The 20,238-nt window shown below is 70.3% G+C and carries 15 protein-coding genes; 5 read left to right on the top strand and 10 right to left on the bottom strand.

Annotation, left to right across the window (positions count from 1 at the left end; translation table 11 throughout):
• Positions 1 to 21: 21 nt before the first annotated feature.
• Entirely contained in the window at positions 22 to 1,473 is a 1,452-nt protein-coding gene (locus tag CVV72_RS16130; RefSeq protein WP_219153181.1) for a sodium:solute symporter, read from the bottom strand.
• Between the two features lie 111 nt (positions 1,474 to 1,584).
• Here CVV72_RS16130 and CVV72_RS16125 point away from each other — a divergent pair, with 111 nt between their 5' ends.
• The 4 genes from CVV72_RS16125 (at position 1,585) to CVV72_RS16110 (ending at position 6,095) form a co-directional block, all read left to right on the top strand.
• Positions 1,585 to 3,069 carry a PucR family transcriptional regulator gene (locus CVV72_RS16125; RefSeq protein WP_219153180.1) on the top strand — a complete coding sequence of 495 codons (1,485 nt, stop codon included), beginning with the start codon at positions 1,585 to 1,587 and terminating at the stop codon, positions 3,067 to 3,069.
• A 373-nt stretch (positions 3,070 to 3,442) separates the two neighbouring features.
• Positions 3,443 to 4,120 carry a response regulator transcription factor gene (locus CVV72_RS16120; RefSeq protein ID WP_007033550.1) on the top strand — a complete coding sequence of 226 codons (678 nt, stop codon included), beginning with the start codon at positions 3,443 to 3,445 and terminating at the stop codon, positions 4,118 to 4,120.
• Positions 4,117 to 5,244, top strand: coding sequence for a cell wall metabolism sensor histidine kinase WalK (locus CVV72_RS16115; protein WP_219153179.1), 1,128 nt, complete (start codon positions 4,117 to 4,119; stop codon positions 5,242 to 5,244). Before CVV72_RS16120 ends, CVV72_RS16115 begins: the two co-directional genes overlap by 4 nt.
• Positions 5,245 to 5,270: 26 nt before the next feature.
• Positions 5,271 to 6,095 (top strand): aldo/keto reductase, encoded by an 825-nt coding sequence (locus CVV72_RS16110; protein WP_219153178.1) that lies wholly within the window; start codon positions 5,271 to 5,273, stop codon positions 6,093 to 6,095.
• A gap of 48 nt (positions 6,096 to 6,143) precedes the next feature.
• Here the strand turns inward: CVV72_RS16110 and CVV72_RS16105 are convergent, their stop codons facing one another.
• From CVV72_RS16105 to CVV72_RS16090, 4 genes are all read right to left on the bottom strand, one after another.
• Positions 6,144 to 7,745 (bottom strand): PHP domain-containing protein, encoded by a 1,602-nt coding sequence (locus tag CVV72_RS16105; protein ID WP_219153177.1) that lies wholly within the window; start codon positions 7,743 to 7,745, stop codon positions 6,144 to 6,146.
• A gap of 131 nt (positions 7,746 to 7,876) precedes the next feature.
• Positions 7,877 to 8,062: a hypothetical protein gene (locus tag CVV72_RS16100; protein WP_219153176.1), complete on the bottom strand. Its 186-nt coding sequence runs from the start codon at positions 8,060 to 8,062 to the stop codon at positions 7,877 to 7,879.
• A gap of 163 nt (positions 8,063 to 8,225) precedes the next feature.
• Positions 8,226 to 10,337: a 3-hydroxyacyl-CoA dehydrogenase NAD-binding domain-containing protein gene (locus CVV72_RS16095; RefSeq protein ID WP_219153175.1), complete on the bottom strand. Its 2,112-nt coding sequence runs from the start codon at positions 10,335 to 10,337 to the stop codon at positions 8,226 to 8,228.
• Positions 10,337 to 11,578: a thiolase family protein gene (locus CVV72_RS16090; RefSeq protein WP_219153174.1), complete on the bottom strand. Its 1,242-nt coding sequence runs from the start codon at positions 11,576 to 11,578 to the stop codon at positions 10,337 to 10,339. The genes CVV72_RS16095 and CVV72_RS16090 overlap by 1 nt, the downstream gene beginning before the upstream one ends.
• Positions 11,579 to 11,763: 185 nt before the next feature.
• Here CVV72_RS16090 and bla point away from each other — a divergent pair, with 185 nt between their 5' ends.
• Positions 11,764 to 12,681 carry a class A beta-lactamase gene (bla, locus tag CVV72_RS16085; RefSeq protein ID WP_219153173.1) on the top strand — a complete coding sequence of 306 codons (918 nt, stop codon included), beginning with the start codon at positions 11,764 to 11,766 and terminating at the stop codon, positions 12,679 to 12,681.
• 115 nt (positions 12,682 to 12,796) lie between these two features.
• Here bla and CVV72_RS16080 read toward each other — a convergent pair whose 3' ends face one another.
• The 5 genes from CVV72_RS16080 to CVV72_RS16060 all read right to left on the bottom strand — a co-directional run bounded on the left by CVV72_RS16080 (position 12,797) and on the right by CVV72_RS16060 (position 20,237).
• Positions 12,797 to 13,384 carry a D-alanyl-D-alanine carboxypeptidase family protein gene (locus CVV72_RS16080; protein ID WP_219153172.1) on the bottom strand — a complete coding sequence of 196 codons (588 nt, stop codon included), beginning with the start codon at positions 13,382 to 13,384 and terminating at the stop codon, positions 12,797 to 12,799.
• 238 nt (positions 13,385 to 13,622) lie between these two features.
• Positions 13,623 to 15,236, bottom strand: coding sequence for an allophanate hydrolase (locus tag CVV72_RS16075; RefSeq protein ID WP_219153171.1), 1,614 nt, complete (start codon positions 15,234 to 15,236; stop codon positions 13,623 to 13,625).
• A complete protein-coding gene (gene uca, locus CVV72_RS16070; protein ID WP_219153170.1) occupies positions 15,233 to 18,799 on the bottom strand; it encodes an urea carboxylase in 3,567 nt (1,188 codons plus the stop codon). The genes CVV72_RS16075 and uca overlap by 4 nt, the downstream gene beginning before the upstream one ends.
• Positions 18,796 to 19,407 (bottom strand): urea amidolyase associated protein UAAP2, encoded by a 612-nt coding sequence (locus CVV72_RS16065; protein WP_219153169.1) that lies wholly within the window; start codon positions 19,405 to 19,407, stop codon positions 18,796 to 18,798. The genes uca and CVV72_RS16065 overlap by 4 nt, the downstream gene beginning before the upstream one ends.
• Positions 19,404 to 20,237 (bottom strand): urea amidolyase associated protein UAAP1, encoded by an 834-nt coding sequence (locus CVV72_RS16060; RefSeq protein WP_219153168.1) that lies wholly within the window; start codon positions 20,235 to 20,237, stop codon positions 19,404 to 19,406. The genes CVV72_RS16065 and CVV72_RS16060 overlap by 4 nt, the downstream gene beginning before the upstream one ends.
• Position 20,238: the final 1 nt, after the last annotated feature.

Here is a 20,238-nt window from a genome sequence, read left to right as displayed (position 1 = left end):
TGTGTCTCCTTCGAATGGTTTTCAGGACTGGGAAGCGGCGAGTTTCGCCTCTTCTTCTTCGGCGGCCGCGCTGCCGTTCAGGCGGCGCGTCCACACGGTGAGGATCTCGTCCGAGGTACGCGGGGTGAGGAAGCTGACCAGCAGGTACACCGCCAGGCTGGACCCGAGGCCCCAGTAGATCGGGCTGTTGGCCTCGACCCCGTCGACGACCATGAACGTGATGACCACGACGGTGCCGACGACCATCGACGCGAGCGCGCCCTGGCGGGTGCCGCGTTTCCAGGCCAGCCCGCCGATGATCGCGACCAGCAGCCCGCCGACGAGGATGTCGTAGGCGATGGTCAGCGCGTTGACGACGTCGTCCACGACCATCGCGATCCCGATCGCGACGATGCCGAGGACGAGCGTGGTGACCCGGTTCCTCGCGACCTCGTCGGCCGCCTTCTTGAGGCCCAGCTTGGAAAGCAGGTCCGAGGTGCTGACCGTCGAGCACGCGATCAGGGCGCCGCTCGCGGTCGACATCATCGCCGAGAGCGCCGCGGCGAGCACCAGGCCGCGGACTCCGGCGGGCAGCTGATCCTCGACGATGGTCGCGAACGCGTCCTGCGCGCTGGCCAGGTTCGGGTACAGCGTCTTGGCCGCGGTGCCGATCAGCGCGCCGGCGAGACCGTAGACCAGGCAGTAGACGCCGGAGATGACACCGCCACCGGTCGCGATGCCCGGCGTCCGCGCGGTGAACACGCGCTGCCAGATGTCCTGTCCGATCAGCAGGCCGAAGCTGTAGACGAGGAAGTAGGTGAAGATGGTGTCGCCGCCGATGGCGGTCAGTTCGAAGTAGCTCTCGTCCAGCCGCGCGGCCATCCCGTCGAAACCGCCCGCCGAGACGATCGAGACCGGCAGCAGGATCAGCAGGATGCCGATGGTCTTGATGACGAACTGGACGATGTCGGTCAGCGTGATCGACCACATGCCGCCCAGTACCGAGTAGAGCACCACGATCGAACCGCCGATGGCGATGCCCGCCCAGCTCGGCACGTCGAACAGGACCTTGAAGATGGTGGCGAACGCCAGCGTCGAGGTGACGGTCAGCATGAGCGTGTAGCCCCACATGACCACGCCGGAAATGGTGCTGGTGGAACCGCCGTAGCGCAGGTCGAGCATCTCGCCGACGGTGTAGACGCGCAGCTTCACCAGCCGCCGCGCGAACAGCACGTGGAGGACCAGGATGCCGACGCCGATCGCGATCACGAGCCAGGCGCCGGAGATGCCGTAGGTGTAGCCGAGCTTCACTCCGCCGACGGTCGAAGCGCCGCCGAGGACGACCGCGGACATCGTGCCGGAGTACATGAACCAGCCGAGACGGCGGCCCGCGACGAGGTAGTCGGATTTGGTCTTGGCGAGCCGCAGCCCGAACCAGCCGACCCCGATCATGCCCGCTATGTAGAGCGCGATCACCGCGTAGTCACCGGCCACGGTGTCCTCCTTGACTTGGGGCTGTTCGCTTCGTTCGGGTCACCGTAGGTTCGTTCGCAGCTTGAACGACATGGGATGATCCATCCGAACTCCGGCACGAGCGAGGATGAAATGACCCGAACCCATGATGTGTTCGACTCGGATGTGAATGTCCCGTTACGGGCCGTGGTCGGCAACCCGGAACTGGCGGTCGACCCGGTCGTGGAGACCCTGCGGCCGGGTTCGCTCGACGCCCCGGTGCGCTGGGCGCACGTCAGCGAGCTGCTGGATCCCGCGCCGTACCTGCTCGGGGCGGAACTGCTGCTCACCGCCGGGGTGAACCTGCCGGTGGAAGCGGCCGAGATCGACCGCTACGTCCGGCGGCTGGCCGAAAGCGGGATCTCCGCGCTGGGGTTCGGGCTCACGCCGGGTGCCTACGAGACGCTGCCGCCGCCACTGCGGACGGCGTGTGCCCGGCATGGGCTCCCGCTGCTGGTCGTCCAGCCGCGGACGCCGTTCCTCGCGATCAGCCGGGCGGTGTCGGTCGCACTGGCCGAGGCGGGGCAGCGCGAACAGCGGCGGATCGCGGTCGCGCGCGAGGCGCTGACCAGGGCGGCAGGCGACGGACTCGGCGAACTCGCGAGCGCGCTGGCCGGGCGGCTCGGGGCCTGGGTGGCGCTGGTCGGCGTCGACGACGTCCTGGCCGCGGACCACGGGGCGCCGTCGCCGCTGCCGCCGGAAGTCCGGGAGGTCGTCGCCACGCTCCGGACGGGCCGGGGGATCCGCAGCGCCACGACGGAACTCGCCGACGGTACGCACGTCGTCGCGCAGCCGGTGTACCCGCAGGCGACGGCGTCGCATCTGGTCGTGGTCGGCCGCGTCGCGCGGTTCGACGGCGCGGACCGCTCGATCCTGTCGGTCGGGGCCGCGCTGCTCGGGCTGGTGGGCCGCGCGGGTTCGGACGCGGCCGGACTGGGCGCCACCGCCACGGCGTTGCTGCTGGGCGAGACCGACGTGATCGGCGGGGACGAACGCCGTCTGGTCGCGGGGATCGCGTACCGCCGCGGCCCGAACGAGGTCGCCGCCCGCTACGACTGGCTGCGCGCCCGGCTCGACACTCCGCTCGTCCGGTTGCGGCCGGGGCCGCGGTTCACCGCGATCGTCCGCGAGGCGCCGGAAATCGGCGACCTCGACCGGCTCCGGGCCGACGGCTGGCTCGCGGTCGTCGGCTCGCCCGTCCCGCCCGGACGGCTGCCCGAGGCGGCGGGCGAAATCGAGGTGCTGCTGACGCGGGCCGCCGCGCTGGAACGGCCGGTGGTGGCGGAAGGTGGTTCGGGGCTGGACGCGCTGATCGAGCCGGGCGCCGCGGCCGGGTTCGCCGCCCAGGCGCTGGCGCCGCTGCGGGAACTCGACCGGAAGGGCGACCGCGAACTGGTCGGCACGCTGCGGACCTGGCTCGCGCACCACGGCGGCTGGGACCGGACGGCCGCCGAACTCGGCGTGCACCGCAACAGCGTCCGGCACCGGATCGGGCAGATCGAACGGGCGCTGGGGGTGGATCTGGCGGATCCGGAGATCCGGATGCGGCTGTGGTTCGCCCTGCGGTGGTCCTCGTGACTTGACCGGCGATGTCACGTGACCGACCGGACGACACGATCGCGGCCGGGGTCCCGCCGCGTGTCGTCCGTCTGATCACGCGTGTCGTCCGTCCAGTCACGCGAACCCGCCGCTCGCGCACCGACAGTAGGTAACTGAGCCACCCTCGGCACTCACGGGACTCGACGGCCTTCGCGCGGCCCTGTGACTGCTGATACCGGTGGGGCGTACGTGGCGAGAACCGAGTCCGTGAAGGCCTCCTTGAGGGACCCAGAGTCCCTCAAGGAGGCCTTCACGGACAGAGCCGGGAATCGACCGCAGCGGGCGCTGACCGTCCTTACCCACTCACGAGTCCAATAAGGTCACTCTCAGGAATGTGTGGCAACGTAGGGTCGTGCGAATTCTGGTAGTCGAAGACGAAGAACCCCTCGCCGACGCGATCGCACGCGGCCTGCGGCGCGAGGGCATGGCGGTGGACATCGCGCTGACCGGTGACGACGGGCACGAGAAGGCCGCCGTCACCCGGTACGACGTCGTGCTGCTCGACCGCGACCTGCCCGGGATGTCCGGTGACGACCTGTGCCGCGAGATCGTCGCGTCCGGCGAGCTGACCCGTGTCCTGATGCTGACCGCGAGCAGTTCCGTTTCGGACCGCGTCGACGGGCTTTCCCTCGGCGCCGACGACTATCTCGCCAAGCCGTTCGCCTTCCCCGAACTCGTCGCGCGCGTGCGGGCGCTCGGGCGCCGCGCGACCCCGGCCGCGCCGCCGCTGCTGACTTCGGGCGACGTCGAACTGGATCCGGCGAGGCGGACCGTCCGCCGCGCGAGCGGCCCGGTCGAGCTGACCCGCAAGGAGTTCGGCGTCCTGGAGGTGCTGCTGTCGGCCGCCGGTTCGGTGGTCAGCAGCGAGGAACTGCTCGAACGCGTGTGGGACGAGAACGCCGACCCGTTCACCACCACCGTCCGGGTCACGGTGATGACCCTGCGCAAGAAGCTCGGCGAGCCGGGCATCATCGAGACCGTCGTCGGCTCCGGCTACCGGGTGCCGGAGCAGGGGACCGCACGCGGGTGAACCTGTCCGGTGCCCGCAGCCTGCGCGCGCGGGTCACGCTGCTCGCGACCGGGCTGGTGGCGCTGGTCAGCCTCCTGTTGCTCTGGCTGACCTGGAACCTGGTCGGCGACGCGGTTTCCGCCGTCCCGCAGCTGCCGCCGGGCACCACGGTGCGGGTCGACGGCGTCGACGTCGACGCTTCCGCGGTCACCGAACACCTGGGGGTGTACGCCAGGAACCGGGTGCTGCTGTTCGGCGCGGTCGCGTTCTGTTTCGTCGTGCTGGCGGCGGGGATCCTCGCGTGGACGTTCACCGCGCGGGTCCTGCAACCGCTGCGCGAGATCACCGGCACCGCGCGGCGCCTGTCGATCGAATCGATGGGGGAGCGGATCGGCGAGGTCCGGACGAAGGACGAACTCGCCGAACTGGCCGAAACCTTCGACGACATGCTCGACCGGTTGCAGGCCGCGTTCGACGCGCAACGGCATTTCGTCGCGAACGCCAGCCACGAACTGCGGACGCCGCTCGCGGTCATCCGCACCGAACTCGACGTCACCCTGGCCGACGAGCACGCGGACGAAGCCGAATTACGCCGGATGGCGGGTGTGGTCCGCGACGCGACCGAGCGGGCCGAGCGGCTGGTCGGTTCGCTGCTGCTGCTCGCGCGCACGGACGGCGCGGGACTGGTGGCGAGGGAACCGGTCGATCTCGCGGTGATCGTCGCGATCGCGTGGCGCGCGGCGCGGCCGGACGCGGAGAAACGCGGCCTCCGCGTCGAGTTCGCCACCCAGGGAGCGCCGACGTTCGGCGATCCGGCGCTGCTGGAACGGATCGCGGGAAATCTGCTGGAGAACGCCGTGCGGCACAACGTCGACGGTGGCTGGCTGGACGTCGTCACGCAAGCGGGTCCACAGTGGTCGGTGCTGCGGGTGCGGTCGTCCGGCGGTCTGCTCGACCCGGCCGCGGTCCCCGAACTGTTCGAACCGTTCCGCCGCGCCGGCGTCGCCAGGACCGCCCGCACCGGCGCCGGGCTGGGACTTTCGATCGTGCGGGCCGCGGTCCAGGCGCACGGCGGCACGGTGTCCGCGGAACCCGTTGTGGGCGGCGGTCTTTCGGTGACCGTGCACCTGCCCGCGCTGCCTTGACCCCCGGCTGGGGTTACGGTTCGAATATGGTCCCCAGCATTCGGCTGAACAACGGAACGTCCCTCCCGCAACTCGGGTTCGGGGTGTACAAGATCGGCGACGACGAGGTCGTGGGCGCGGTCCGCACCGCCATCGAGGCGGGTTACCGGGCGATCGACACGGCGACCCTGTACGCCAACGAACGCGGCGTCGGCGAGGCCGTCCGCACGAGCGGGCTGCCCCGCGAGGAACTGTTCGTCACCACGAAACTGTGGAACACCGAGCACGGCTACGACTCGGCGTTGCGTGCCTTCGACACGAGCCTGAGTGAACTCGGTCTCGAGTATGTCGACCTGTACCTGATCCACTGGCCGCTGCCGTCGCAGGACAAGTACGTGGAAACGTGGCGGGCGCTGGAAAAGATCGCCTCCGATGGCCGGGCGAAGGCGATCGGCGTCTCGAACTTCCAGATCCCGCATCTGGAGCGGCTGATCGAGGAGACCGGGATCGTCCCGGCGGTGAACCAGATCGAATGCCACCCGTGGCTGCAGCAGCCGTTGCTGCGAAACTTCCACGAGAAGCACGAGATCGTCACCGAGGCGTGGGGTCCGCTGGCGCGCGGCGGGGACCTGCTCGCCGACGAGAAGATCACCACGATCGCGGAGAAGCACGGCAAGACGCCGGCGCAGGTCGTGCTGCGCTGGCATATCGAGATGAACCACCTGGTGATCCCGAAATCCGTCACGCCGGAACGGATCAAGGAGAACATGGACGTCTTCGACTTCGCCCTCGACGCGCACGACGGCGCCGCGATCGCGACGCTGGAGCAGGGGAAGCGGCTGGGGCCGGATCCGGACACCCTCGGCTCGTGAGTGGTAAGGACGGTTAGAACCGTCCTTACCACTCACGAGGCCCAAGGACTACCGCACGTCCACGAAGATCGGGTTCCCGTAGAGCCACAGGTCTTCGAACGGGTTCGACTGCCCGATCACGTCGGCGCTCGGTTCGATCCCGCCGGGCACGTGCTTCTTGCCGTCCGTGCCGCGCGTGCGTACGAAGAACGGCTCACGCACGTTGCGGAAGGTGTGCCGGAAGGCGACCCGCCGCCCCGGCGCCCACCGTGGTTCGAAGGACCGCACGACCCGCGTGCCAGGGGCGGTCTGCGTGTCCCGGTCGGCGGCCGGGCCGGTCACCGGTCCCGAAACGAGGTCGAGCCGCGCGAGCCGGGGGATCGTGCCGCCGCCGTTCGGCCGGGCCGCCAGTTTCGCCGAGACGACGACCGTGACGTCGGATCCGCGCCGGACCCGCAGCCTGCCGCCCATCGTCGCCGAGCTCCAGCCGCTGTGCGCGCCGAACTCCAGTTCCTGTGCGAGCCCGCCGTGCACCACCCAGACACGTCCCGCGCGCAGGCCTTCCAGCACACCTTCGTGGCTTCGCCGGGACACGCCGACGACGGTCCGGCTGAACTCCGCGGGCGCGAAGTCCGCGTACGGGGGCAGAGTCTGCGGCACACCGGTGTCGATCGGGTCCGGGTAGGCGCCGTGCTCGTCGTAGTACCCGTCCGGCACACCGGGCCGCACGTGGGTGTCGCCGCGGTTGTAGTGCGAGTCGGAGTTGCTGGTGATCCACCACGGCTTTCCTTCGGCCAGCAGCGAATCCCAGAGCCCGCCGACGGTCGCGGTGCTCCAGTCGAAGCCGCCGTAGGTGCGGTAGGCCGACTCCGGGAAACCCGGCCACGAGTTCGACCCGGGGGAGTTGCCGTAACCGCCGCGCGCGCCACCGCCGCTGCCGAGCGGTTTCGGGAAGCCGTCGGCCTGGGCACCCGGCGCGCCTTCCATGCCGATGACGATGCCGGGCGCGGCGTCGCGCAGCGCGCGGATCTCGTGCGGGGCGATCCGGCCGTTGCGCAGCGGATGGTTGACGACCACCACCGGCGCGTGGATCCGGCGGGCCCGCTCTTCGGCGGCGAGCCAGCGGATCGCCGCGACGGCCAGCGCCTCGTTGGCCGGGGTACCCGGTTCGGTCCCGGTCAGCCGCCAGTCGAAGGCACGCTCGAACTCGCGCAGTTTCGCGGCCTGGTTCGCCCCCGCCTGGAAGAACAGCGTCGCGTGCTCGGCGCCGGGCACGTTCCACTCCATGCCTTGCCACAGCAGGAGATCGGGGTGCGCGCGCTGTGCCGCCCGGATAGCGGCGTCCGTGCGCTCCACCGACGACTTCTCGTGCGCGGCGTGGCCGTGATCGGTGATCACCGCCCAGTCCGCCCCGTGACGGCGGGCGTCGACGGCGATTCCGTCCACTGTGTACATCGCGTCGTAGGAGTACTGGGTGTGGATGTGGTGATCGCCCACCAGCCACCGGTAGCGGTCCCGGCCGAAGAGCAGGTTGACATCGATGTCGAGATCGAGGTCGAGGGCTTCCGCCGGGGCGGTGGCGGCGAGCGGGGCGCCCGCGGCCGCCGCGGACACGAGGCCCGCACGCTTGAGGAATCCGCGGCGGTCGACGCCGGGTTTTTCGCTGTTCACCGGCGGCACGCTAAAGAGCCTCGCTGAACGGGTGGTGTCCGGACGGCCAACGAACGGCGCCGTGTGACGATCGTCGCTGCGGTGCGAAAGCCCGGCTCCCCGGAGGATGGCCGGGGAGCCGGGCCTCCCGGCTAGAAGTCCCGGTTGGCCGGAGTGACACCGAAGTCGCGGTTGTCCACTCCGGTGATCCGGACACTGCCCGTCTCGTCGCCGGTGATCCGGACGCTGTCGTCAGCACCCGCCACACCCGCTCCGAGCATCAGGCCCAGAACCATCGCGCCGGCTCCCAGGCCCACGCGTACGACGATCTTTTTCATCGGTTTTCCTCCCAGTGTTCCGTTGTGTTCCCCAGTGCCCTGGACATCCAGGGTCAGAGCGAGTGTTCCCGAAATCGAAGTTCGATGCGACAAAGTCCACGAAAAACGCGAAAAGCCACCGTCGGCGACGTAATGGTCGCCGACGGTGGCCTTTCGCCGAGCCCTAGGAGAGCGGCACGCTCGCCACGCCCGGGGCCAGGAACGGCTTGCCGTTGACCTTCTCGGACACGCCCGCCCGGTCCAGGTACGGCGTGATGCCGCCCAGCCAGAACGGCCAGCCCGCGCCGAGGATCAGGCACAGGTCGATGTCCTGCGCCTCCGCGACCACGCCCTCGTCGAGCATGATCCGGATCTCCTCGGCGATGGCGGCCAGCGCGCGGTCACGCACCTGCTCGGACGTCGACGGCGAGTCGCCCCGCTGCCAGAGTTCGGCCACCTCGGGGTCGACGGTGGCGTTGCCCTTGTCGTCCCACTGCCAGACGCCCTTCTTGCCCGCCTTGACGAAGCGGTCGAGGTTCTCGCTGACGGTGAACCGGTCCGGGAACGCCCCGTGCAGGGTTTCCCCGACGTGCAGGGCGATCGCCGGGCCGACGAGCTGCATCAGCGTCAGCGGCGTCATCGGCAGTCCCAGCGGCTCGAGTGCCTTGTCGGCGACCTCGAACGGCGTGCCTTCGTCGACGGTCACCAGCACCTCGCCGAGGAAGCGCAGCAGCAACCGGTTGACCACGAACGCGGACGCGTCCTTGACCAGCACGCTCGACTTCTTGAGCTGCTTGCCGAGCGCGAACGCCGTCGCGAGGGCGGCGTCGTCGGTCTTCTCCGCGCGGACGATCTCCAGCAGCGGCATCACCGCGACCGGGTTGAAGAAGTGGAACCCGACCACGCGCTCCGGGTGCTTCAGCTGCGACGCCATCGCGGTGATCGACAGCGACGAGGTGTTCGTCGCCAGGATCGCCTCCGGCGAGACGTACTGCTCCAGGTCGGCGAAGACCTTCTGCTTGACGCCCAGCTCCTCGAACACCGCCTCGATCACGAAGTCGGCGTCGGCGAACGCCGACTTGTCGAGCGAGCCGGTGACGAGCGCCTTAAGCCGGTTCGCGCCGTCCGGCGAGACCCGCTTCTTGGCCAGCAGCTTGTCGATCTCACCGTGCACATAGGACACACCCTTGTCGACGCGCTCCTGGTCGACGTCGGTGAGCACCACGGGCACCTTGAGACGGCGGACGAACAGCAGCGCCATCTGGCTGGCCATCAGGCCCGCGCCGACGATGCCGACCTTGTTCACCTTGCGCGCCAGCGCCTTGTCCGGCGCGCCCGCCGGCCGCTTGGCCCGCTTGTTGACCAGGTTGAACGAGTACAGCCCGGCGCGCAAGGTGTCGTCCATCAGCAGTTCGGCGAGCCCGTCGGTCTCGGCCGCGTAGCCGCGGTCGAGGTCGTTCTCGCGGGCCAGCTCCAGCAGCTCGACGGCCTTGGTCGCGCCGGGGGACGCGCCCTTGGTGCGTCCGTCCACAATGGCCTTGGCGCGGGCGATCGCGGCGTCCCAGCCCGCACCGCGGTCGATCTCGCGGCGGGCGGGGGTGATCTCGCCGTTGACGACCTTCGCCAGCCACAGCAGCGACTGCTCCAGGTAGTCGGCCGAACCGAAGACCTCGTCGACGATGCCGAGCTCGGCCGCCTGCGCGACCTTGAGCATCTTGTTCTGGGCCAGCGCGTTCTCGATGATCACGGTGACCGCGGCGTCCGGCCCGATCAGGTTCGGCAGCAGCTGCGTGCCGCCCCAGCCCGGGAACAGGCCGAGAAAGACCTCGGGGAACGCGATCGCGGCGGTGTTCTCCGAAAGCGTGCGGTAGTGGCAGGAAAGCGCGAGTTCGAGCCCGCCGCCCATCACCGCGCCGTTGACGAACCCGAAGGTCGGGATCTCGGATTCGGTGAGACGGCGGAACACGTCGTGCCCGGTCTGCGCGATCTCCCGCGCCAGCGCCGGATCCGCGACCGCTTCGACACCGGAAAGGTCGGCGCCGACGGCGAAGATGAACGGCTTGCCGGTGACCGCGATCGCGGCGGGTTCCGCGGCGAAGGCGGTGTCGATCGCGGCGTCGAGGCTCACCAGGCCCTGCGGGCCGAAGGTGTTCGGCCGGGTGTGGTCGTGGCCGTTGTCCAGGGTGATCAGCGCGACCGGCTTGTCGAGGCCGGGCACCTTCACCAGACGCGTGACCGCGTTCGTGACGACCTCGTCGGGGAAGGCGGCTTTCGCCTGCTCAGCGGTGAAAGTCATTACTTCGCCCCCTCGGAGCCGTTGTAGGCCGGGTTCTCCCAGATCACGGTGCCGCCCATGCCGATGCCGATGCACATGGTGGTCAGGCCGTAGCGCACGTCGGGGCGCTCGGCGAACTGACGGGAAAGCTGCGTCATCAGCCGGACGCCGGAGGACGCGAGCGGGTGACCGCAGGCGATCGCGCCACCCCACTGGTTGACCCGGGGGTCGTCGTCGGCGATGCCGAAGTGGTCGAGGAACGCGAGCACCTGGACCGCGAACGCCTCGTTGATCTCGAACAGGCCGATGTCGTCGATCGACAGACCGGTGCGCTTGAACAGCTTCTCGGTGGCGGGCACCGGGCCGATGCCCATGACCTCCGGCTCGACACCGGCGAAGGAGTAGCCCACCAGGCGCATGCCGATCGGCAGGCCGAGCTCGCGAGCGGTGTCCTCGTCGGCGAGCAGGGCCGCGGTGGCGCCGTCGTTGAGGCCGGCCGCGTTGCCCGCGGTGATCCGGCCGTGCGGGCGGAACGGCGTCTTCAGCCCGGCGAGCTGCTCGACCGTGGTGCCGGGACGCGGCGGCTCGTCCTCGGTCGCGAGACCCCAGCCCAGTTCCTTGGACCGCGTGGCGACCGGGACCAGCTCGGGGCCGATCTTGCCGGTCTTCACGGCCTCGGCGTACTTCTCCTGGCTGCGCGCGGCGAAGGCGTCGGTGCGCTGCTTGGTGATCGCGGGGAACCGGTCGTGCAGGTTCTCCGCGGTCTGGCCCATGACGAGCGCCGTCGGGTCGACGAGTTTGTCGGCGATGATGCGCGGGTTCGGGTCGACGCCCTCGCCCATCGGGTGGCGGCCCATGTGCTCGACGCCGCCGGCGATGGCGATGTCGTACGCGCCGATGCCGATCCCGCTCGCGGTCGTGGTGACCGCGGTCATCGCGCCCGCGCACATCCGGTCCAGCGCGAAGCCGGGCACCGACTTCGGCAGGCCGGCCAGCAGCGCGGCGGTACGGCCGATGGTCAGGCCCTGGTCCCCGATCTGGGTGGTGGCGGCGATCGCCACCTCGTCGACGCGCTCGGGCGGCAGCCCGGGATGCCGCCGCAGCAGTTCACGGATGGCGTTGACGACGAGATCGTCGGCACGAGTGCCGGCGTACATACCCTTTTCGCCTGCCTTGCCGAAGGGCGTTCGCACCCCTTCGACGAAGGCGACATTGCGTACCGACCGCGCGTTCGGCGCGAGCGGTGTTGCTCCTGCGGCCACGAATGCTCCTGAAGTAGAGGTAGTCCTGACCGCACCCTAGCCCCGGTTACCGGTCGGTAACCAGGATGGTGGCCCGGTCGAGTGGGGGAAGGCACACTCCCGGGGTCACCCGCCTCGGCCGCTTGGCCGATCCGGGGGCGGTGGGGAAGTTGCTATGTTCGAAGTGATCAGGGGGAGGGATCACGATGAACTCGCCGGGGCCGGCCGTCGCCCGTCGTGCGCTACTGGGGATGGCGGTCCTCGCGTCGCTGGCCGCCTGTACTCGCGGGACTCCGCCGCCGAGCCCGTCGACCCCTCCGCCGCCTCCGCCGTCCACCACGCGCCAGTTCCATGACCGGTTGATGGAGCTGGAGAAGAAGTTCGATGCCAGGCTCGGTGTGTACGCGGTCGACACCGGCGGCGGTGCCACGATCGAGCACCGCGCCGACGAGCGCTTCGCGTTCTGCTCGACGTTCAAGGGTGTGGCCGCCGCCGCGGTCCTGCAGCGCAATCCGTTGTCACATCTGGAAACACGGGTCGAATACTCGCGGGACGACCTGGTGGAACACGCTCCGGTCACCGGGCGGCACGTGGCCACCGGCATGACGATCCGCCAGCTGTGCGATGCCGCCATCCGGTTCAGCGACGGCACCGCGGGCAACCTGCTGCTGCGGGACCTCGGCGGCCCCGCCGAACTGACCGCGTTCACGCGCGGTCTCGGCGACACCGTCACCCGGATGGACCGGATCGAACCGGCCATCACCGAGGCCACCCCGGGCGACCTGCGCGACACCACGACACCGCGGGCCTTCGCCGCCGACTACCGGAAGATCGTGCTGGGCGACACGCTGCCTGCCGACAAACGGGACTTCCTGCGCGACCTGTTCCAGCGCAACACCACCGGCGCCCAGCGGATCCGGGCGGGCCTGCCGTCCGGCTGGACCGTCGCCGACAAGACGGGGACCGGCGGCTACGGCACGGTGAACGACATCGCCGTCGTCTGGCCGCCGGACAAGGCGCCGCTCGTCGTCGCGATCATGTCCAGCAAGGCGACCGAGGACGCCCCGCACGACCAGGCTCTGCTCGCCGAAGCCGCGAAGTACGTGGCCGAAACGCTGGCCTAGACGTAACTCGCGTGATCGAAGGCGTAACTCACGTGATTGAAGGCGTAACTCGCGTGTCTGGAGGAGTTACGCCTCTGATCACGCGAGATACGCGTCCAGACACGCGAGTTACGCGTTAGTTGCCGGTGGCGCTGGGAAGCAGGGCGGGGCAACCGCCGGTCTTGTAGGCCGGGTCGTACTCGAAGTGCCATTTCTCGTTGTCGTAGCGGCGGCACCAGCCGAGCGCGCCGCCGTTCTTGTCCACCCACGAGGCCGAGTTCAGCGGCTGGATGTCGACGGCGATTCCCTTGACGTGCATGGACGTCTCCGGCTGCAACGCCCACTTCTTGGCCTGCTCCACGGAGCCGAACCGCTCGACGGCCTTGTCGAACTCGCGCTGCTGCTGGCTCCGGCTGCGCTTGCCGTCGTTCACGCACAGCGTGACGTTCTGTGCCTTGGCCTTGGCGCGCAGGGCGTTCCACGCTTCGACCACGTCCGGGCGCATACCGAAGGTGTCCTCGTCGACATAACGCTTGTCGACGGCGCACGTCGGGCCGCTCTCGGGTCCGGGGACCTCTTCGAGGACCGCGAGCGCCTGCCCGTTCACCGGCTTGACGGCCACTCCGGTGGCGCCCAGGGTCACCATCGCGGCCCCGACGAGGCCCAGCGCCACGAGCACACTGATCGCGGTCCGGCGGCTGGGGGCGGATGTGGTCGGCACCACCCCGAAGCTACCCGGTGTCCGGCGGGGCGCCAGGGTTTGTGAGGTTGTTCCCAGAACGGCCCGGAAGACCAACCAAATCGGAAAAGGCCTGGTGGTGGGGTGAGGATGCCCGACTTCTCTGGGGAGTGACGTGGTCGTGGGCGGCACACGCAGGGTTCCCAATGTCGCATTGGAGACGCTCAGCGTCCCTGATGCGACATTGGGAACATCCGGCCCGGCAACGGCACCTACGCAACCCTCAGCGGCTCAGGTACCCGAGCCACCCGCCGTACCTCGTGATGTCCTCGGCGCCCTCCACCGCGCCGGGCTCGCAGACGAACCCGGACACCTCGCTTCCGTCGGCCAGCCGCACCTTGCCGATCGCCAGCGGCGCGGGAACGCCCGCCACGAACTCGCCGAAGCCACCCGACGGCAGGTCCCACACCTCGGCCTCGATCGCCGCTCCGCCCGAAGCGACCCGGACGAGACCGGGTTTGGGCGGCACGGTGTCCAGCGCGTGGAGCCGGTATTCCGCCGCGGTGGGTCCGGCGGAAACGAACCTGCCGCCCCGCGAGGTCAGCTCGTGGTTCAGCGGCTGACCGCGCAGATGGGCGCCGACGACGGCGATCCGCGTCCGCCGCGGCACCGAGCGGGCGACGTCGGCGAGGATCCGGTCGGCGTACGCGGCGCCGACCAGCATCACCCCGAACGGCAACCCGCCGACGGTGCCGGCGGGCACGGCCAGCGACGACAGGCCCAGCAGGTTCGTCGAGTTCGTGAACCGGCCCAGCCGCGCGTTCACGCCCAGCGGATCGGCCTCGACGTCGGCGATCCTCGGGTGTTCCGTCGTCGTGGGAAGCAGCAGGCAGTCCACAGTGGACAACACTGCCGACGCTTCACGAGAGAGATCCCCGAGCGTCGCGAGGTCGCTGAACAACCGGTGTGCCGGGATGTCCTTCGCCGCGCCGATGATCCGCCGCACGGCGGGATCGACGGCATCCGGGTGAGTGTCGATGAACTCACCGACCGCCGAGTACCGCTCGGCGACGAAGGCGCCTTCGTACAGCAGGCGCGCCGCGGCCAGGAACGGTGATATGTCGACAGGGACCAGTTCCGCGCCCGCGTCACGGAACTCCCGGGCCGCCGTGGAGAACGCCTCGGCCCACCCCTCCTGGAGCGGCCCGACCTCGGACGGCACGCCGATGCGGAAGGGACGGTTCAGCACCGCGAGATCCCGGGGTTCGCTCAGGCAGGCGAACGCCGCCGAAGCCTCGTCGACCGTCCGCGCGAACACGGTCACACAGTCGATGCTCGCGCACGCGGGCACGACACCCGCCGTCGGCAGCAGCCCCCGCGTCGGCTTCAGCCCGACGATCCCGTTGAACGCCGCCGGGACCCGGCCCGATCCGGCGGTGTCGGTCCCTAGCGCGAGATCCGCGATCCCGAGCGCCACCGCGACCGCCGACCCCGAGCTCGACCCGCCCGCGACGTACGCCGGATCGCTCGCGTTCCGGACCGCGCCGTGCGGGCTGCGCGTCCCGACCAGCCCGGTCGCGAACTGGTCCAGATTGGTCGTGCCCAGGATCAGCGCCCCGGCCGCGCGCAGCCGCGCCACCACCGGCGCGTCCTCGGCGGGCAGGTAGGCGTACTCGGGGCACGCCGCTGTCGTAGGTAGCCCCGCGACGTCGATGTTGCCCTTGACCGCGGCGAGTTTCCCGTACAGCGGCAAGGATTCCCCGGCCGCGCGGCGGGCGTCCAGTTTCTCCGCGTCGGCGAGGACGTCCTCCTCCGGACGCAGGTCGATCCAGATCTCGGGCCGGTCGACCCGCGCGATCCGGTGGTACGCGGCGCGCACCCGCTCCAGCACGCTCATCCCGCGCTCCTTCCCAGTACCACCAGCGGCGTGCCGGGGGCGACCTGATCGCCGGGGGAGACGAGTACCTCGACGACCTCCCCGGCGGCGGGCGCGGGGATCCGCGCCTCGGTCTTCATCGCTTCGAGGATCACCAGCGTCTCCGCCGGATCGACCTCCTTGCCGGGCTCGACGTCCACTCGCCACACGGTCGCGGCGAACGGTGCTTCGACGACGTGCCCACCGGGCGGGGCCTCGACCTTCGTGGTCGGGACCTTGGCTCCGGCGGGTTCCGGCCGAGGATCGAACTCACCCGCCGCGGCCCAGGCCCGCCGCTCCGCTTCGAAGGCCGCGCTCTGCTTCGCCCGGAACGCGGCGATGTCGGCGGCGTTGTCGGCCAGGAAGCGTTCGTGGTCGGCCAGCGCGAACTCGCCGTCGGTGATGTCGAGTTCCAGTTCGCCCGCCGAACTCCGAGCCCGAAGGTCGAGCAACTCCTCCGCGGTCACCGGGTACCACGAGATCCGGTCGAAGAACCGCAGCAGCCACGGCGATCCCGGCTCGAACGACCCGCGTTGCCGCCAGCCGCTCCACACCTGAACGGTCCGCCCGACGAACTGGTACCCGCCGGGGCCTTCCATCCCGTAGATGCACAGGTACGAGCCGCCGATGCCGACCGAGTTCTCCGCGGTCCAGGTCCGCGCCGGGTTGTACTTCGTGGTGACCAGCCGGTGCCGCGGGTCCAGGGGAGTGGCCACCGGCGCGCCGAGATAGACGTCGCCGAGGCCGAGCACCAGGTACTCCGCGTCGAACACCGTGCGGTAGACGTCGTCCACACTGGACAGACCGTTGACCCGCCGGATGAACTCGATGTTCCACGGGCACCACGGCGCGTCGTCGCGGACGCCCGCCATGTACCGCTCGATCGCCTCGCGCGTCGCCGGGTCGTCCCACGACAACGGCAGCCGCACGGTCCGGCTCGGCACCACGAGATCGGCGGTGCGCGGCAGATCGTGCTCCACCTCCTGCACGAGGCCGAGCAGTTTCGGCACCGGCAGCACGTCCGGGTCGACGTGCACCTGCAGCGAGCGGATGCCCGGCGTCAAATCGACGACGCCGTCGAGCCCTTCCGTGGCCAGCCTGTCGGCCAGGGCGTGGACCCGCATCCGCAGGGCCAGGTCGAGTTTCATCGGCCCGTACTCGACCAGCAGGTTGTCGTCGCCGCTGCGCCGGTAGGTGACCTCGGGATTCTCGTCTGATGTGGACAGCCGGCCGAGGATGCCACCGTCGTCGATCGGCGTCCGGCTCGCCTTGACCGCCTTGGCCGGTTCGTCACGCAACGCGCCGGCGTGTTCGAGGGTGACCGGCACGAACCGCACGGTGTCGCCCGGCCGCAGCTGCCCGAGTTTCCAGCGCTGCCCGGTCACGACGGTCGCCGGGCAGACGAAACCGCCGAGGCTCGGCCCGTCCGGGCCCAGCAGGATCGGCAGGTCGCCGGTGTAGTCGACGGCGCCGATCGCGTACGGCGTGTCGTGGATGTTCGACGGATGCAGGCCCGCCTCGCCGCCGTCCTCCCGCGCCCAGCGCGGCCGGGGCCCGACGAGCCGGACGCCGGTCCGCGCGGAGTTGAAGTGCACTTCCCAGTCCGTGGCGTAGAACGTCTCGACGTCGTCCGGGGTGAAGAACTCCGGTGCGGCGTGCGGTCCCTCGGCCGCGCCGATCTCCCAGTGTGTGGCGAAGACCGGACGTTCGGCTTCGGGAACAGGTCCGGTGACGGCGTGCTCCGGTTCAGGACCGGGGGAGAGGACGTCACCGGTCGCCAGCGCGCGCCCGCCATGCCCGCCGAAGCCGCCGAGGGTGAACGTCGCCGCGCTGCCCAGGAAGTCCGGCACGTCGATCCCGCCGCGGACGAGCACGTACGCGCGGAGCCCGGCGGTCCCGGTGCCGACGTCGAGCACGCCACCGGCGGGAATCTCAACGGGTGTCCACTGTGGAACGGGTGAACCGTCGACGGTCACCGGCGACGGCGATCCCGTGACGCAAACGATTGCGTCTTCGGTGAACCGCAGCGCGACACCGTCCACAGTGCACTCCAGGCCGGCCGCGCCTTCGGGATTGCCCAGCGCGCAGTTGCCCAGGCGCAGGGACAGGTCGTCCATCGGCCCGTTCGGCGGCACCCCCACGTGCCAGAAGCCCAGCCGCCCCGGCCAGTCCTGGACGGTGGTCATCGTGCCGCCCCGCAGGACCTCGATCCGCGGCTCGGGATCGGCGATCGTGTCCAGCGTCGCGGTGTCGTGGCCGACGTCGTGCAGCCGCCGATCGGCGGTGGCCGCGCGCAACTGGCCGAGGTTCGTCCGGACGCCGTCGACCCGGCTTTCGCCGAGGGCGGTGCGCAGTGCGGCCAGTGCCTCGTCCCGGTCCGCGCCGACGGTGATCACCTTGGCGAGCAACGGGTCGTAATGCGTCGTCACGTTCGCCCCGGCCTCGACCCAGGTGTCGACCCGGACGCCTTCGGGGAAGTCCGCGCGGGTCAGCAGGCCCGCGCTCGGCCGGTGCCCGGCGGCCGGGTCCTCGGCGTAGACCCGCGCCTCGACGGCGTGCCCCCGCGGTGACGGCGTGGTCGTGAACATCCCGGTGTCGCCGTCGGCGAGCCGGAGCATCCACGCGACGAGGTCGATCCCGTACACCGCTTCGGTGACCGGATGCTCGACCTGCAACCGCGTGTTCACTTCGAGGAACGCGGCCTCTTCACGGTCCGGGTCGTAGATGAACTCGACGGTCCCTGCCGACCGGTAGCGCACGGAAGCGCAGAGGTCGACGGCAGACGAGACCAGCTTCTCCCGCACCGCTTCGGGCAAACCCGGTGCCGGGCACTCTTCGAGCACCTTCTGGTTACGCCGCTGCAAGGTGCAATCCCGCGTGCCGAGCGCCAGCACCTTGCCCGCGCCGTCGCCGAACACCTGGACCTCGACGTGCCGCGCGCGGGTCACGAGCCGTTCGAGGAACACGCCCGGGGTCGAGAAGCTCTTGGCCGCGATGCTCTGCACCGCTTCCCAGGCGTCCCTCAGTTCGGCCGCGGACCCGCAGGCACGCATCCCGATCCCGCCTCCACCGCCGGTGGCCTTGAGCATCACCGGATAGCCGACCTCGGCGGCCGCGGCTTCGGCGTCGGCCAGGGTGTCCAGCAACCCGGTGCCGGGCAGCATCGGGACACCGGCCTCGGCGGCCTTCGCCCGCGCGGTGTGCTTGCTGCCGAAGACTTCGAGATGGTCCGCGGCCGGTCCGGCGAACCGGATCCCGGCCGCTTCCACCGCCCTGGCGAAAGCGGTGTCCTCGGAAAGGAAACCGTAGCCCGGGTGGATGGTGTCCGCCCCGGTCTTCACCGCGGCTTCGATGATGGCGTCGGCGAGGAGATAACTCTCCCTCGCCGGTGCCGGGCCGAGCCGGACGGCTTCGTCGGCAAGCCGTACGTGCGCGGCCGTCCGGTCGGCGTCGGAGTAGACGGCGACCGTCGGAATGCCCATCTCCCTTGCGGTCCGGATGACGCGGACCGCGATTTCCCCCCGGTTGGCGACGAGCAGCTTCACACGCCACCGCCGGTGACGATCATCCGGACCGGTGTCGGGTCGAATCCGTTGCACGGGTTGTTGATCTGCGGGCAGTTCGACACCAGTACCAGAACGTCGGTCTCGGCGCGCAGCTTGACCTCCAGGCCGGGCGCGGAGATGCCGTCGACGATGCCCAGCGTGCCGTCCTGTTCCACCGGCACGTTCATGTACCAGTTGACGTTGCTGACCAGATCCCGTTTGCCGAGACCCCATTTGGCGCCTTCGGTCAGGAAGTTCTCGACGCAGGCATGCTGGTACCGCGTGTGCTGGCCGTAGCGGAGGCTGTTCGACTCCTTGCTGCAGGCGCCGCCGATCGTGTCGTGCCGTCCGCAGGTGTCTTCGACGACGGTCAGCAGCGGCGCGCCCTCGCCGGTGCGCAGCACACTGCCGGTGGTCAGGAAGATGTTGCGCTGTGCGGCGATCGTGGCGGCCGCGCTGTATCTCTTCGCCGTGTCGGCGGCGTCGTAGCAGAGGAGGTCGACGGCCTGGTTGCCGCCGAGGTCGATGATCGCGAGCGTCTCGCCCTTCCGCAGCACGGTGGAGTACGGCGCCCGCGCGGCGACCTCGGTGTCGGAGATGATCGTCATGCCAGGCCCCTTGCGGTGAGGTAGTCGGCGGTGTTCTCGAAGGCGCGCTGTGCCTCGGGTGACGCGGTCCATTCAGGACTGTCCGGAGTGGACGGCGCGGAGCGCTGGGCGAGCACGCGCAGCGGGGTGACCGTGTAGTCGGGGCGCGGGTCGAGCGGATGCGGCACGTTGGCGATCAGGACGACCACCGGCAGCTCCGTGCGCAGGACCACGGTCTTGCCGGCGCCCGCCGAGCCGGTGAACGTCAGCCCTCCGTCGGCCTCCACGTGCACGCCCTGGAAGAAGGACAGGCTCGGCGGCAGATCGCGCGGGGTGAGGCCGTGTTTGGCGGCGGCGAGGGTGAACAGCGCGTTCCCCGACGGCGAACCGCCCTGCGGGCTCCCGTCCCCGTAGCGCTCGGCGTTGCCGTCCACAGTGGACGTTCCGCAGAGGGCGTCGTGTTTGCCGCTCTCGTCGGTGACGACGGTCGCGAGCACCCGCGCCTGGTCCGAAAGCAGCGCGATCGCCTCGCCGAGATAGGCGTTCCACTGGACCTTCACCGTGTCCGCGACGTTCAGCCGCTCCCAGGGCTGGTCCGCGTTGAACAGCAGCAGGTGTGCGCAGGCGTCGCCCTCGACGTCGGTCAGCCGCAGCTCTGTGCCGCGGGCGAGGACCTTGTGGGTGTAGCCGCCACCGGCGACGGTCTCGGCCCAGACCAGCTTCGCCGGGTCGACTCCGGGCGGCGGATCCGGCCAGGTGGACGCGGGGATGGCCGGCATCGCTTCGGCCACCGTGCCCGCTTGGGCGCGGGCGTGGTCGCGAGCGCCGTACGTGGTCGATGTCGTGCTCATG

The sequence above is a fragment of the Amycolatopsis sp. TNS106 genome (assembly GCF_019330265.1).
GTDB classification, from domain to species: domain Bacteria; phylum Actinomycetota; class Actinomycetes; order Mycobacteriales; family Pseudonocardiaceae; genus Amycolatopsis; species Amycolatopsis lurida.
This window is presented reverse-complemented; position numbering and strand designations above follow the sequence as displayed.

What these genes read in the sequence shown, in the direction of transcription:
- CVV72_RS16095 (WP_219153175.1), bottom strand. Translation starts at nt 10,337, where the DNA reads ATGACTTTCACCGCTGAGCAGGCGAAAGCCGCCTTCCCCGACGAGGTC.
- CVV72_RS16060 (WP_219153168.1), bottom strand. Translation starts at nt 20,237, where the DNA reads ATGAGCACGACATCGACCACGTACGGCGCTCGCGACCACGCCCGCGCC.
- CVV72_RS16110 (WP_219153178.1), top strand. Translation starts at nt 5,271, where the DNA reads ATGGTCCCCAGCATTCGGCTGAACAACGGAACGTCCCTCCCGCAACTC.
- CVV72_RS16075 (WP_219153171.1), bottom strand. Translation starts at nt 15,236, where the DNA reads ATGAGCGTGCTGGAGCGGGTGCGCGCCGCGTACCACCGGATCGCGCGG.
- CVV72_RS16065 (WP_219153169.1), bottom strand. Translation starts at nt 19,407, where the DNA reads ATGACGATCATCTCCGACACCGAGGTCGCCGCGCGGGCGCCGTACTCC.
- CVV72_RS16100 (WP_219153176.1), bottom strand. Translation starts at nt 8,062, where the DNA reads ATGAAAAAGATCGTCGTACGCGTGGGCCTGGGAGCCGGCGCGATGGTT.
- bla (WP_219153173.1), top strand. Translation starts at nt 11,764, where the DNA reads ATGAACTCGCCGGGGCCGGCCGTCGCCCGTCGTGCGCTACTGGGGATG.
- CVV72_RS16125 (WP_219153180.1), top strand. Translation starts at nt 1,585, where the DNA reads ATGACCCGAACCCATGATGTGTTCGACTCGGATGTGAATGTCCCGTTA.